General features: G+C 32.6%; 11 protein-coding genes. 5 read left to right on the forward strand and 6 right to left on the reverse strand.

Annotated features, from left to right (window positions below):
- Nucleotides 1-155: 155 nt before the first annotated feature.
- Nucleotides 156-728, reverse strand: coding sequence for a hypothetical protein (locus tag OEW74_RS11705; RefSeq protein WP_265428664.1), 573 nt, complete (start codon nt 726-728; stop codon nt 156-158).
- Nucleotides 729-1,057: 329 nt separating this feature from the next.
- Between OEW74_RS11705 and OEW74_RS11710 the strand changes: the two genes are divergently transcribed.
- The 4 genes from OEW74_RS11710 to OEW74_RS11725 are packed head-to-tail and all read left to right on the forward strand — an operon-like array spanning nt 1,058 to nt 5,215.
- A complete protein-coding gene (locus OEW74_RS11710; RefSeq protein WP_265428665.1) occupies nt 1,058-1,423 on the forward strand; it encodes a BlaI/MecI/CopY family transcriptional regulator in 366 nt (121 codons plus the stop codon).
- Between the two features lies 1 nt (nt 1,424).
- On the forward strand, nt 1,425-3,446 hold the full coding sequence (locus OEW74_RS11715; RefSeq protein ID WP_265428666.1) for a M56 family metallopeptidase: 2,022 nt from the start codon (nt 1,425-1,427) through the stop codon (nt 3,444-3,446).
- A gap of 40 nt (nt 3,447-3,486) precedes the next feature.
- Complete coding sequence (locus OEW74_RS11720) at nt 3,487-4,317, forward strand: GLPGLI family protein (RefSeq protein WP_265428667.1); 831 nt, start codon at nt 3,487-3,489, stop codon at nt 4,315-4,317.
- A gap of 1 nt (nt 4,318) precedes the next feature.
- Nucleotides 4,319-5,215 (forward strand): GLPGLI family protein, encoded by an 897-nt coding sequence (locus OEW74_RS11725; RefSeq protein ID WP_265428668.1) that lies wholly within the window; start codon nt 4,319-4,321, stop codon nt 5,213-5,215.
- A 214-nt stretch (nt 5,216-5,429) separates the two neighbouring features.
- Here OEW74_RS11725 and OEW74_RS11730 read toward each other — a convergent pair whose 3' ends face one another.
- From OEW74_RS11730 to OEW74_RS11750, 5 genes are all read right to left on the reverse strand, one after another.
- Nucleotides 5,430-7,286, reverse strand: coding sequence for a peptidase M61 (locus OEW74_RS11730; protein ID WP_265428669.1), 1,857 nt, complete (start codon nt 7,284-7,286; stop codon nt 5,430-5,432).
- Nucleotides 7,287-7,413: 127 nt separating this feature from the next.
- Nucleotides 7,414-9,042, reverse strand: a complete 1,629-nt coding sequence (locus OEW74_RS11735) for a M1 family metallopeptidase (protein WP_265428670.1) — start codon at nt 9,040-9,042, stop codon at nt 7,414-7,416.
- A 128-nt stretch (nt 9,043-9,170) separates the two neighbouring features.
- The gene (gene tatC, locus OEW74_RS11740) at nt 9,171-10,001 is read right to left on the reverse strand and encodes a twin-arginine translocase subunit TatC (protein ID WP_265428671.1); all 831 of its coding nucleotides are present in this window, start codon (nt 9,999-10,001) and stop codon (nt 9,171-9,173) included.
- A gap of 54 nt (nt 10,002-10,055) precedes the next feature.
- Complete coding sequence (locus OEW74_RS11745) at nt 10,056-10,706, reverse strand: hypothetical protein (protein WP_265428672.1); 651 nt, start codon at nt 10,704-10,706, stop codon at nt 10,056-10,058.
- 19 nt (nt 10,707-10,725) lie between these two features.
- The gene (locus tag OEW74_RS11750) at nt 10,726-11,685 is read right to left on the reverse strand and encodes a KpsF/GutQ family sugar-phosphate isomerase (RefSeq protein WP_074229214.1); all 960 of its coding nucleotides are present in this window, start codon (nt 11,683-11,685) and stop codon (nt 10,726-10,728) included.
- Between the two features lie 146 nt (nt 11,686-11,831).
- Between OEW74_RS11750 and recQ the strand changes: the two genes are divergently transcribed.
- Nucleotides 11,832-14,036: a DNA helicase RecQ gene (recQ, locus tag OEW74_RS11755; protein ID WP_265428673.1), complete on the forward strand. Its 2,205-nt coding sequence runs from the start codon at nt 11,832-11,834 to the stop codon at nt 14,034-14,036.
- Nucleotides 14,037-14,046: the final 10 nt, after the last annotated feature.

Here is a 14,046-nt window from a genome sequence, read left to right on the forward strand (position 1 = left end):
GGCTCATAACCCGGAGGTCGCACGTTCGAGTCGTGTCCCCGCTACCAACAGGAGAGTCAGAAATGGTTCTCCTTTTTTGTTATTAATGCTAAAATTTAAAACAAAAAATCCCGCTTCATTGAAACGGGATCTTTTTGTTTATGTAGTTAGTTTCCTTATTTAACCAAAGTATCGAAAGGAGCCAATTTGAAATCTTCAGATTTTACCTGCTCAAAGTAAGATGCTTTTGCCATACCTCTTAATTTACCTGCTGCTTTTGAAGCTGCAGTAAAGTCGGTATCAATTTTAGTAGCAATTTCTGTAGGTTTAAAATCTTTTTTCACAGAATCATCTTCTACTCCTAAATATCCGTTTTTCTTTGTGATATAATTGATGAAGTTATCATAATTACCTAATGTATTTCTGAAATATAAAGTGTGGTAATTCATGCATTTTGTTGCTTTTTTAGAAGATTTATTGACGATACAGCTTGCCATATTTCCTCTGTAAAGATCGAATTCTAATGCAACAATATCGTATTCTTTTTTAAGAGCATTTTTACCATTGGTAAGAATGGCATTGTCATTTTGCGATTCGCTTATTTTTTTTAAATGTTCCAAAACCAAAGGAACGGTGTTTTCAATTTTTGTTTTTGCTTCAGTAACCGATCCGAAAACAGAAGATGTCTGCGCTGATGTTACACTAAATATCAACAACATTAAGACAGAAAATAGAGTATATCTTTTCATTAGAAATTTTTAAAGCACTAAAATAAATATATTTTCTCATTCTGTGCATATTCATTTTAATTTTATTTAATAAAATTTAACAAGTTTTAAGAATTTACACTCATATTTAGCTTTTCTCTGATGATTAATAATTGCCTATTTTCTGTTAATTAAAAATTTAACATATTTTAATATTTTTTATAACACTGATTATCAATTACTTATTTGTTTTTAATTTTTATCACTAAAAAAATAGTTGTTCGGATGAAAAATATTTCTACATTTGTATAACTAATTTATTAGTGATACGATTTTTTTAGTAATTTTATCACTTAATCTAAATTAAAATTATGGTCATCCAAACTTTAACAAAAGCAGAAGAACAGGTAATGCAGTTTTTATGGAAACTAGAAAAAGGTTTTCTTAAAGATGTTTTGGATCTTTATCCGGAACCAAAGCCTCATACCAATACAGTTTCTACGATTCTGAAAGTTTTAAAAGATAAAGAGTTTGTAGATTATAATGTGTACGGAAGACAGCACGAATATTTTCCTTTGGTAACCAAAGAGCAGTATTCCGGGAAAACGATGAAGAGTCTGGTGAAAAATTATTTTAAAGGTTCTTACAAAAGTGCCGTTTCTTTTTTGGTTGAAAAAAATGAAATGACCGTTGAAGATCTTGAAATGTTATTAAGCGAACTTAAAAACAAAGACTAATATGGAAGCGCTGATTTTTTACTTCGGAAAAGTAATCATCTGTTCGGGTGTAATGTTTTTGTATTATCAGTTGTCTTTAAAAGACAAGACTTTTCATCATTACAACAGATTTTATCTTTTGTCGGCAATGTTGATCTCGATTTTGCTGCCTTTGATTAAAGTGGAAGATTTTACCATTGAGGTTAATGAAAATTTGTTTTTGCTGATTAATAAGATACAGAATTTAAATACAAATAAAACTATAAGCCATGACTACATTTATTTTAGAATTATTTTTTCAGCTTTGGGACTGGTTTCTCTCTATTTTTTAGGGAAATTCATGTACGGGATTTTCAGAATCCAACAGCTCAAAAATCAGTTTAAAAAAGAAAGTTTTGAAGGGGTAAATTTTTACCAGACCAACCTTTCTGAAGCTCCGTTTTCGTATTTCAAAAATCTTTTCTGGAAAAACTCTATTGTTATCAACTCAGAAGTTGGGAAGCAGATTTTAAAGCACGAAATGGTTCATATTGAACAAAAACACTCTATCGACAAGATATTTATAGAGATTCTCACTTCTGTTTTTTGGTTCAATCCGTTTTTTCACATTATCAAAAAAGAAATCAATTTAATACACGAATATCTGGCTGATAAAAAAGCCGTAAAACAATCGGACACAAAAGCATTTGCGCAGATGCTTTTAGCAAGCCACTTTTCCGGAAAACCGTTGCCTGCGACCAGTCCGTTTCTAAGTTCAAACCTTAAAAAACGACTCAAAATGTTACAAAAACCTCAAACAAAATTCGGGTATGCGCGCAGAATATTTGCCTTACCGGTTTTATTCACCGTTGCATTCGCTTATATGGTTAATGCAAAAAACAAAGAAATAAAAGAAGTAAATAACGAAATTGAAAAAGCAGTTGCTGAAATTAAAAGAGACACTATTTCTCCAAAAAATGAAACAGAGCAGATTGTAAAATTGCAACAGGAAAAAATTTCAAAAGCTAATGAAAAGCTGAAAATTCAGTCTGAAAAGCTTAAAACTTTAAGTGAAAAATCAAAAGAAAAAGCTGCAGAACTTCAGAAAATAGCAAAAGAAAAAGGGGAGAAAAGCTATGAATTTGAATTAAAAGCTAAAGAGCTGAAACAGCTTTCAGGCGAAATGGATAAGATTGCCCGCGACAAGCAGTTTTCTATGGATTTTGATGATTTGCTAAGCAGAAGAGACAAAATGCTGGCTGAGAAAGATGCTAAAGTTATTCTTAAAGACATGAGTTTTAAAAGAGTATTTCCTGATGGAGATAACTATAAAATAAGCGTTAATGGAGAAGAACTTGATTTAGAAAAAATGTTTGATTCTAAAGAATTCAAAGAAAAAGCAGGCTTAACTGATGAAAAGATTGAGTCTTTAAAAAGTACTTTTTTATCTCCTGAATTTAAAAAGAAATATAGCAATATTAATAAGTTTTATATCAACGGAAAGGATGTATCTACAATTAGCCCAGAAGATTCTAGAAAACTAGAAGTTTTTAAAGATTATGGTTACAGAATTTTAAGTGATAATCTGAATCGTAGAATGGAGCAAATAGCGAAAGGTAAAAATAACCTTTCTAAAAAAGACCAGAGAAAACTTGAAAGATTATCAAAAGAAAAAGCAGAACTTTCTAGAAAGCAAGCAGAACTATCTAAAAAACAAGCAGAAATCATTAGAGAAAAAGCACAAAACAATCCGTGGATGATTTCTGTTGATGCTCACGCACCAAAAGTAAGTTACTCAACAAGTTCTTCTTATACAGATTCTTCATTACCTTCGAATAATAAAATTAAAATTCTTTCTACAGGAGGAACCTTTCAAACAAATGTGAAAGATATGATTAAATCTAATTCTGTGGGAGATATAAAATATTTCATTGACGGGAATGCAAGTTCTAGTGAAGAAATGCAAAGTCTTGATCCAAAAAATATCGAATCTATTAATATCAACAAAACGAAAATTTCCGGCAAAGACGCAGGGGAAATTCATATCAAAACAAAACAAAAATAATCTTTAAAGATTTAAAATACTCACAAAATAAGTTTTTAGAATGAAAAAACTAATAACAGTTTTCAATGTATTGCTGATCGGGATTTTTGCCAATGCTCAAAACAAACGCTTTACGTATGAATACCGTTTCATACCAGATTCTACCAATGTAAGCGATGTGAAAACAGAGATGATGAATCTTGATGTTGCCGATTCTGGATCTAAATTTTACAGCTATACTGCTTATCATTCTGATTCTATTATGAAAGTTGATTTAGAAAAACAACTGGCTTCAACGGGAATGATTAATATAAAAACCGATGATCGAAAAGGTTCGGTAAGATATTCAATTTCCAAAAAATATCCGAAATATGAAGTTTTCCTTCATAATAGAATTTTGAGAGATCAGTACAAAGTTTCTGATGACCGAAAAATAGATTGGAAAATAAGTTCCGAAAAGCAAAAAATAGGAGAATGGAATACTCAGAAAGCGGAAACTGAATTTGGAGGAAGAAAATGGGCGGCATGGTTCACTTCAGATATTCCGATTCAGGATGGACCTTACAAATTTCATGGTCTTCCCGGTTTGATTGTAAAGTTGGAAGATCTTAGTAAATCTCATGTTTTTAATCTGCAAGCTGTAAAAAATCTCACAGAAATTCCAAAAGATGTTTTTGGAGAAAAGGAAATTTTAGTCAATCAAAAACAATACGATAAATTGGTTAAAGAATACGAGAATGATCCTACAAAAGGATTAAAGCAAATGCAGATGGGCGGTGTTACGATGATTATGAAAGAAGGTACCGGAAATCAAATGAAAGATCAGGAAGAACGTCTGAAAGCAAGAATAAAAAAGGATAACAACAGAATAGAACTTAATAAAACAAAATAGCATGAAAAAAATATCTTTAGCGCTGTTATTAGTAATAGGATTCTCTAGTTTTGCTCAAAACCGTTTTTTCTACGATTATAAATTTATTCCGGATTCTACAGATAAAACAAACGTTTTGAAAGAAATAATGCTTTTGGATATTGATAAAAGCGGATCAAAATATTACGGTCAGGAAAAGTTTATAGCAGATTCTACTTCTCGGGCAGATTTAGAGAGACAATTAAAATTGAGTCCCAACAATATTAGTATCAGCAGAAACGATAAACCGGGAATGATTACTTATAAGGTTACCAAACAATATCCGGATTTTAAAACTCATCTTTTCACAAAGATTTCCAGTGACAATTATAAAATTGAGGAAGATAAAAAACCTGAATGGAAAATTCTTCCCGACAAGCAGAAAATTGGTGAATACAATGCTCAAAAAGCGACGACGAAATATGGCGGAAGAGAATGGACGGCTTGGTTTTCTTCAGATCTACCTTTTCAGGACGGACCTTATAAATTCTACGGACTTCCCGGTTTAATCGTGAAAATTGAAGATAAAACAGGTTCACATTCTTTAACTTTAGTAGGAAATAAAACGATCAAAACTGTTGACGAAAAAGAGATGAATCTTCCGCAGGGAGTTCAGCTTTATGGAATGGGAGGGAAGGATATTGAGATTAATAAAGCTCAGTTTAAAAAAGCATGGAAAGCATATAAAAGTGATCCCACGAAAAATATGCGAGAAATGATGTCTAAAAATTCTGATACCAATAAGATTGTTTTCAAAACAAAAACAGCCGATGGAAGAGAGATTTCAGATCCTAATCAGGTTTTCAGAGAGATGGAGAAAAAAGCAAAGGAAGGTTTTAAAAAGAACAATAATCCTATTGAACCGGAATTGTATAATTAGTTATTAGTTATTAGTTATTGGGTTTTAGTTTAACCTATAAAAAATTAACCTATAAATACTTTCAGAAACTGTAAAATCTCATTCATAATAAAACAAGCGAGGAAATTTTTCCCCGCTTGTTTTTATTTTAAATTCTTTGAATAATATAATTTTTTGATTTTTAAATAAGGTATCAAACCATTAACGATCAACTAAAAACCATCAACAAAATAAATTACTTTTTTCCAGTCAACCACTGATCCTGAAGTTTCTGTTCTGCAGGAGTAGGATTGGCTTTAAATGTAAGCGTTTCCAGTGTTATTTTATCTAAAATAGCTTTTCCTTTTAAATCAATTTTATCCATTTTATCGCCGTTTTTACGAAGAATGGTTACGGTAACGTTTTGCCCGTCTTTAATCGATTGTGCGTAGCTGATAAATTCCTGTGCATTTTGGATATTGATAGTTTTTCCGTCTAAAGCAAGAACCTGATCGGTAATTTTCATTCCGATGCTTTTTGAGAATGGTGACAATGCAGAATGATCATCAAAAGCAAAAGCATTGTTCTTCTCATCATATCCGGTTTGTGCAGGATCTTTGATAAACCAAAACATTGGCGGAGTTTCCTGTTTTGTGATTTCAACAGCAACTTCTTTCAGATATTCTGCATAAGGAGTCGGCTGGCTTCCTGCAATATATTTATTATAAAAATCTTTTACTTGCGGATATCCTGTAATGGTTACCAATTCGTCAATCAGTTTATCATCTTTAAAAGGTTTGTTTTCACCAAATCTCTGAGATAATTTTCTGATCATATCACGATAACCCATTTCTCCGTTTGAGAGTTTTCTCAGTTCAATATCAAGACACATCGTCAAAAGCGTTCCCTTTTCGTAAACATTTCTGTACTGATCTTTGTATTGATCCTGAAGAATATTTTTACTCATCACCGTAAAAGGCATGGTGTCATCATAGCTTTTAGAATTTTTGATTTTATCTCCGATTCTCTGTAAAAACTGATCTTTGGTAATTAAGCCTTCCTGAATCTGAAATAAATTGGCAAAATATTCGGTTCCGCCTTCATACATCCAAAGATGCTGAGACATTTTAGGATCTGCATAATCGAAATAATGAATTTCTTCAGAATGGGTTTTCAAAGGATTTACCGTGTGGAAAAACTCATGAGATACTACATCAACAATCGATTCGTCAATAGCTTCTTTAGGCATCATTTCGTGAAGGACAACACTTGTAGATTCGTGATGTTCCAAAGCTCCGAAACCTTTAATTTGCGGACCTTCAGTTCCTGCAAGATAAAGCATGATCGCATATTTCTTATTGGTATTCATATCGCCCAAAAATTTCTTTTGAGCAACGACCATTTTTTCTAAATTTTCTTTAAAATCTGCCGCTTTATATTTTCCTGTCGGAGAATAAACGCCTAAAACAAGATCCATTCCGCCTGCATTAAAACTGATGTAATCAGGTTTTGAATACATTAAAGGAGAATCGGTCAGTTTAGCATAATTTGCCAAAGTAAATGTATCTGTTGCTTCAGATTTATCCTGATCTACCAAAGCGGTCGTTCCGTAAAAATCATTAGGTTTCTGAATTACCAATTGATACGGAACGTCTTGCATATTATCGATGTAGCCTACAAAACCGTGGGTATTAATTAAATAAACTTTTCCCTGCTCGATATCTGTTCCTGAAGGCGAAAATACTGCTTTATGCTTATCGGTGTCGTTTTCCTCATCGAAACTGTCGTTTACCCAATACGTAATTTTACTTAAAGCTTTTGCATTTTTTAGGGAGTAGGTATTGTCATTCACTTTGGTAAAAGCGATTTCTTTTCCTTTGTTGTCTAAAAATTTTATTCCTTCTATAAATCTTCCATAATCATCCACAGAATAAGTTCCGGGAACCGTTTTCGGAAAGTGAAACTTCACGTCATTCGATTTCATTTTCGGAAATTCCATCGTAACGGCGATTTTATCGTCTTTTACATTCACCAAATCGATGTTTGTTTTTATAGATTGCGCTTGAACGAATGCCACCGCAAGAATTCCTAAACTAAGTGCTATTTTTTTCATTAGGTTTATTTTATTGATAAGTAGTTGATTTTAAATTGAGATTGTTACAGAGTGATTTATAATTTTTTGCTAAACTTTAGTTAAAAAAAGCAAAACCATACTTATGATTTTGCTTTTTAAAATTTCATTAAATCTTTTTATATCTGATATAATAATTTTTGCTAAACTCTACCGGATTTGAATTTTTAAGTTTCAAAGTCTGCCAAGATTCGTTTGGTGAAATGGTATATTCGTCAAATCTTATCGGAAGTTTTAGGTTTTTTACACCATTTACAAAACGGTATTTCAATTCAGTTCCTTTTTGTGTGTATTCTAAAACAGGAACATCGGTTGTCCGTAAATATTGGTTGAAAATCGTTGTAAAGTCAAAACCTGCCTTCTCTGAAATATATTTTTCAACTTGCTCGGTTGTAACGGTCTGATGATAAAAATCTTTATTTAAACCTCTTAAGATTTGTCTGAATTTCGCATCGTCATTAATAATCTGTCTCATTGTATGTATCATACTTGCGCCTTTCGCATACATATCGCCGCTTCCTTCATTTCGCACACCATATTTACCGATAATAGGAACGTCGTTTTCAATATTATTCTGAATCCCCTGCGCATAAATATCTGCAGATTTTTTATCCATATAATTTTCGGTGAAAAGAACTTCAGAATAATTGGTAAACGCTTCGTGAATCCACATATCGGCTTGATCTTTTGCCGTAATATTATTAGCAAACCATTCGTGCCCGCTTTCGTGAATAATGATGAAATCCCAGTTTAAACCCACTCCGGTTCCTGAAAGATCTCTGCCCAAATATCCGTTTTGATAGCCATTTCCATAAGCAACATTACTTTGATGTTCCATTCCCAAATAAGGCGAATCTACCAACTTGTAAGAATCTTCGTAGAAAGGATAAGGCCCAAACCAATATTCAAACGCTTTCAGCATAGGTTTTACCTGTTGAAACTGCTTTTTTGCTTTATCTAAATTATAGTCGATTACCCAATAATCAAGATCCAGTTTTCCTTTTTCTCCAGTATAAGAATCTTTAAAATTCACATATTTTCCGATATTCGGAATGATAGAATAGGCATTAATTGGATTTTTAACTTCCCAGATAAAAATATTTTTATTGTTCTCAGTCTTTTTGCTGATTAATCTTCCGTTTCCGACTCCAACTAAATCTTTTGGAGTAATAATTTTCATGACGATTCCGTTATCAGGTTCGTCACTCCAAATATCTTTTGTAGGAAGCCAGATCGAAGCACCAATTCCCTCATCGGCAACGCTCATCCACGGATTTCCTTTTTCATCTTTTGTGAAAACCCAGCCTCCGTCCCAAGGTGCTCTTTTGGCGATCGTTGGGTTTCCGGAATAGCCAATATCAATGGTGTATTTTTCTCCCTTTTTAAAGTTTTTATGAGAGGAAATAAAAATAAAATCACCTTCTCTTTTAAATGGTTTTGGAGTAGGGAAACTACATTGTACAACATCAACTTTCATTGGTTGTTGTAGATCAATCTGAAAAACAGGATTTGAAATATCTTTCGTAATCTCAAAACTTATTTTATTATTTCCCGCGATACTTTTTTGCTGAAAATCAGCTTCTACAGAAAGTTCATACTTTTTTACATCCCAGAAATTTCTGAATTCAGTATTAGAACCTTTTAAAGTGTCTTGCTTTGTAAAGGTTTTGCCTTTTTCGAAAAACTGACCGAAAGCTAAACCTGAAACTAATAAAATTGAGTAAGATATTTTTTTCATTAAGATGAAATTTGACTAAAGTCAAAATTAGAAAATATTATTAATAATGTTTGTATTTTGATAAGTATTCTGAAAATAAGCGGCGCGAAAATCGAAGATTTTCGCGCCGCTACTATTTATATTAATTTTTAAGATTTTTGAACCGTTTTTAAACCGGTATCACGTTTTTGAACTTTTTTATAAGTGTAACCACACATTACTATACTGAATTCATATAGTAATAAAAGCGGCAATGCAGCCATCATCATACTCAAAACATCGGCAGGAGTAATAATTGCAGCAACAACCATAATTAAAACAATAGCGTGTCTTCTGTATGTTTTCATAAACTTTGGATTCAGAATTCCGATGTTGGTCAAGAAATAAATTAAAACCGGAAATAAAAAGACAACGCCCATTCCTAAAACAACCTGTAAGAATAGAGTAGTATAATCACTAAGGTCATAAAGGGGGATAATAATGTCTGAAATTTTAAAAATAACCCCAAAATTAACCGCAAAAGGTAAAATAAGGAAATAACCGCATAAAACTCCGGTCATAAATAAAATCCAAACCGAATTGATGATAAAAAGCGAATTTTTTCTTTCATTAGGATGCAAAGCCGGACTGATGAATCTCCACAATTCCCAAACGATATAAGGAAAAGCTGCAACAACTCCACCAAAAATAGAAACTGCCATCATCACGTTAAATTGCTGATACAATCTCTGAACTCGCACCGGAAATTCATCCGGCAAAGTAATACTGTCTTCACCCAAAATCCATTGTGAAAATTCATTCACCAGTTTAAACGTAGGAAAATCATTTCGGGTAGGACCAAAAAAGATATGATCCATAATCCAGTTGATATTAAAACCGACAACAACTGCCGCGATAACAATAGCAAGAATAGAGCGGATTAAATGTGCTCTTAATTCCCCAATATGCCCGAAAAAGGACATGTCTTTATCTTCTGCCATAAATTTATGTTATGAATTCTGAGATTCAATTTGCAATGATAATAATTATTTTAATTAATTATTGTTTTGATAAGCTAATTCTTTATCTAATAACGTTTTTAATTCAGAGTCAGGAGAAAACTTCACATGAAATGTAACAGGAGTTTTGTACCAAATCTCTTCTTTAATAATATATACGCCTAATTCTTTTAAAATGGATTTTAAAACTTCAAATTGTGGTTGAGCATTGGCAACCGAAATTTCATAAACTTCATACTGATCTCCGCCGTCATTTTCTGTTTTTATATTTCCATGAATTAAAAATGAACCCAATAAATACGATAGCAACTGATTTTTTGTTCCTTTTAAAACTTTTTCAGGATTTAATTTCCCGTTATAATTTTCACTACTTTTTGCTCTGGAAAAAGAATAAAATTGATTGATTTCTTTTTCATAATGATCAGAATTGAGAGAGCTCCAGTCTTCTAAGGTTTCAGAACTAAAGTTTGAAAATTTTAAACCGGAAATTTCTTCAAGCCTATTAATTATATTGGTTTCATTCTTCTTGATCTTTAAAACATAGCCTTTATAATCACTGTTTTTTAGTTCATAATTTCTACCTGAATAATTATCAACTGCTCCTAATAAATAATACGTTTTATCAATTTCCTGAGCATTTAGATTAAAAGATAAAAAGGCAAAACAAAATATAATGAAATTTCTCACTTTAATAATCACAGAAAAATTAATTAATTCCTTCGTCTAATAATGTATGCAGATCAATAATTCCAAAGTACTGTCCGTTTTCTGTTACAATTAATTGTCCGATGTTATTGTCTTTTAAAATTTTCATGGCTTCTTTCGCCAAAACATCTTTCTCGATTGTTTTAGGATTTGCAGACATAATATCTTTTGCCAAAACTTTAGAAATATCATCTCCTTTCAATAACATTCTTCGCAAATCTCCGTCGGTAACAACTCCGATAATTTTATCGTTATCTGTTACTACAGTGATTCCATGACTTGATGCACTGATTGAAATAATAACATCTCTGATTGAAGAATCTTCTGAAACCTGAGGTTTTTGTGAAGAAAGGAACTGTTCAACTCTCGCCGTTAAGTTTTTACCTAAACTTCCACCCGGATGAAATTTGGCAAAATCATTTTCTTTAAAGTCATTCATTTCCATAAGACAAACAGCCAAAGCATCGCCTAAAGCCATTTGATTGGTGGTTGAACTTGTGGGAGCCAGTTTATTTGGGCAAGCTTCCAAATCTACATGAGTATCTAAAATAACATCAGAAAATTCTGCAAGTTTGCTTTTTCTGTTTCCTGTCATGCCTATTAAAGCCGAAGAATAATCTTTTAAATAAGAAACAAGATTGGTAATTTCTGGCGAATTTCCAGAGTTGGAAATGCATAAAACCACATCCTGCTTTTGAATAACCCCCAAATCTCCGTGAATGGCTTCAGAAGCGTGTAAAAATTGGGAAGGAGTTCCTGTAGAATTCAGAGTGGCGACGATTTTATTGCCTACATGAGCCGATTTTCCGATACCCACTACGATAAGTTTTCCGGTAGCAGAATGAATCAGTTCTACTGCTTTTACAAATTCATCTCCAATTCTTTCTTTTAATTTTTCCAGTTCGGAAATTTCTATGGTCAATGTGCTTTTTGCTATTGAGATAATATTGTCTCTTTCCATTTTTTATAACGAAATTAGTATGTAGATTACCAATGATTTGAATTTATACTTAATATAAATTTGATGACTAAAAATTCTATTACTTTTATTTTAAGTAAAAATTTTATAACTTTGGATTGGATGCAAATTTAGCAATACAAAATTAGATGAGCGCAAAAAAAGCCAATTTATCAGGCGAATTAAAAAAATACTTCGGATTTTCTACCTTTAAAGGACAGCAGGAAGAGATCATCACTAATCTCTTAGATGGAAAAGATATTTTTGTACTGATGCCTACAGGAGGCGGTAAATCACTGTGTTATCAGCTTCCGGCCCTTATTTCTGAGGGCACGGCTATCGTTGTTTCACCGCTTATTGCTCTTATGAAAAATCAGGTGGATGCGGTAAACGGTCTTTCTTCCGAAACAGGTGTAGCCCACGTTCTTAATTCTTCTCTTAACAAAACTCAGACCAAACAGGTCTTTGATGATATAAAAAGTGGTAAAACAAAACTACTTTATGTAGCTCCGGAATCTTTAATTAAAGAAGATTATTTGGAATTTTTTAAAGATGTTAAAATATCATTCTTTGCAATAGATGAAGCACACTGTATTTCAGAATGGGGGCATGATTTCCGACCTGAATACAGAAATTTAAAGCAAATTATCGATAAGATTGCAGATGTTCCTGTAATCGCTTTAACGGCGACGGCGACCCCGAAAGTACAGGATGATATCCAAAAAACTTTGGGAATGACAAATGCTTTGGTGTTTAAAGAAAGTTTTAACAGAGCCAATTTATTTTATGAGGTTACTCCAAAAGTAAATATTGATAAAGAAATTGTAAAATTTATCAATAAAAATAAAGGAAAATCAGGAATTGTTTATTGTTTGAGCCGAAGAAAAGTGGAAGAATTTGCCCAGCTTCTTCAGGTAAACGGTATCAATGCGCTTCCTTATCATGCAGGTCTCGACCAGAAAGTGAGAGTTGCCAATCAGGATAAGTTTCTGATGGAAGAAGCAGATGTAATTGTAGCTACAATTGCATTCGGGATGGGAATCGATAAACCGGATGTACGCTTTGTGATTCATTATGATTTTCCAAAATCTCTGGAAAGTTATTATCAGGAAACCGGTCGTGCAGGTCGTGATGGAGGAGAAGGGTATTGCCTTGCTTTCTACGATCCTAAAGATATTGAAAAACTGGAAAAATTCCTGGCTCAAAAACCTGTTTCTGAAAGAGAAATCGGTTTACAGCTTTTAAATGAAGTAGTAGGTTATGCCGAAACTTCGATGAGCCGAAGACAGTATATTTTATATTACTTTGGCGAAACTTTTGATCCTATAAACGGTGACGGAGCCAAAATGTGCGACAATGCAGCAAATCCGCCAAAGCTGAAAGATGCTACGGCTGATTTAAAGAAAACCTTAGAATTAATCAACGAAACAAAGGAGAAATTTAAATCAAAAGACTTAATTTCTGTAATTGTTGGGAAAGAAACAGCGGTTACAAAGTCGTACAAATTAGAGCAAAGTTCGTTTTTCGGTTTTGGAAAATCAGAAAAAGATAATTACTGGAAAACAATTCTAAGACAGGCAACCGTACAGAATTTTTTACAAAAAGATATTGAAACTTACGGTGTTTTAAAAATTGCAGAAAAAGGAAAACAAGTTTTAAACGGAGATTTTAAAGAACAATTTTTAATTGCCGAAGACCGTGAATTTGACCTTTCACAGACAAAAGCAGAAAGTGATCAGGTGCAAATGCAGTCTGGTGGAGGTTTAGACCAAAACTTGTTTGCACTTTTAAAAGAACTTAGAAAAAAAGTAGCCAAAAAACACGGGATTCCACCTTACACGGTTTTTATGGATCCTAGTTTGGAAGATATGACCGTACAATATCCTATTTCTGTTGAAGAAATTGCCAAAATCTACGGGGTCGGAGAAGGAAAAGCTAAGAAGTACGGAAAAGAATTTGCAGATTTCATCGCAAAATATGTTGAAGACAACAACATAGAACGTACTCAGGATATGGTTTTGAAGCAGGTTGCGAATAAATCTAGTCATAAAGTTTTTATCATTCAGAGTACCGACAAAAAAATTGATCTTGAAGATATCGCAAGAGCCAAAAATCTTTCGATGAATGATCTTTTGAAAGAAATGGAACGTATTGTTTATCAGGGTACAAAATTGAATATCGATTACTATATTGAAGATAACTTTGATGAAGATGTAGTAGATGATTTTATGGAATTTATGAACGAATCTGAAAGCGACAGTATGAAAGTTTTGCTTGATGAATTCGGAGATGAGCTTTCTGATGAAGAAGTAAGAATGCTGAGAATAAAATTTATCAGCGATGTAGCCAATTAATTTTTGAAAA

It is taken from the genome of Chryseobacterium sp. YIM B08800 (assembly GCF_026163565.1).
Lineage (GTDB): Bacteria > Bacteroidota > Bacteroidia > Flavobacteriales > Weeksellaceae > Chryseobacterium.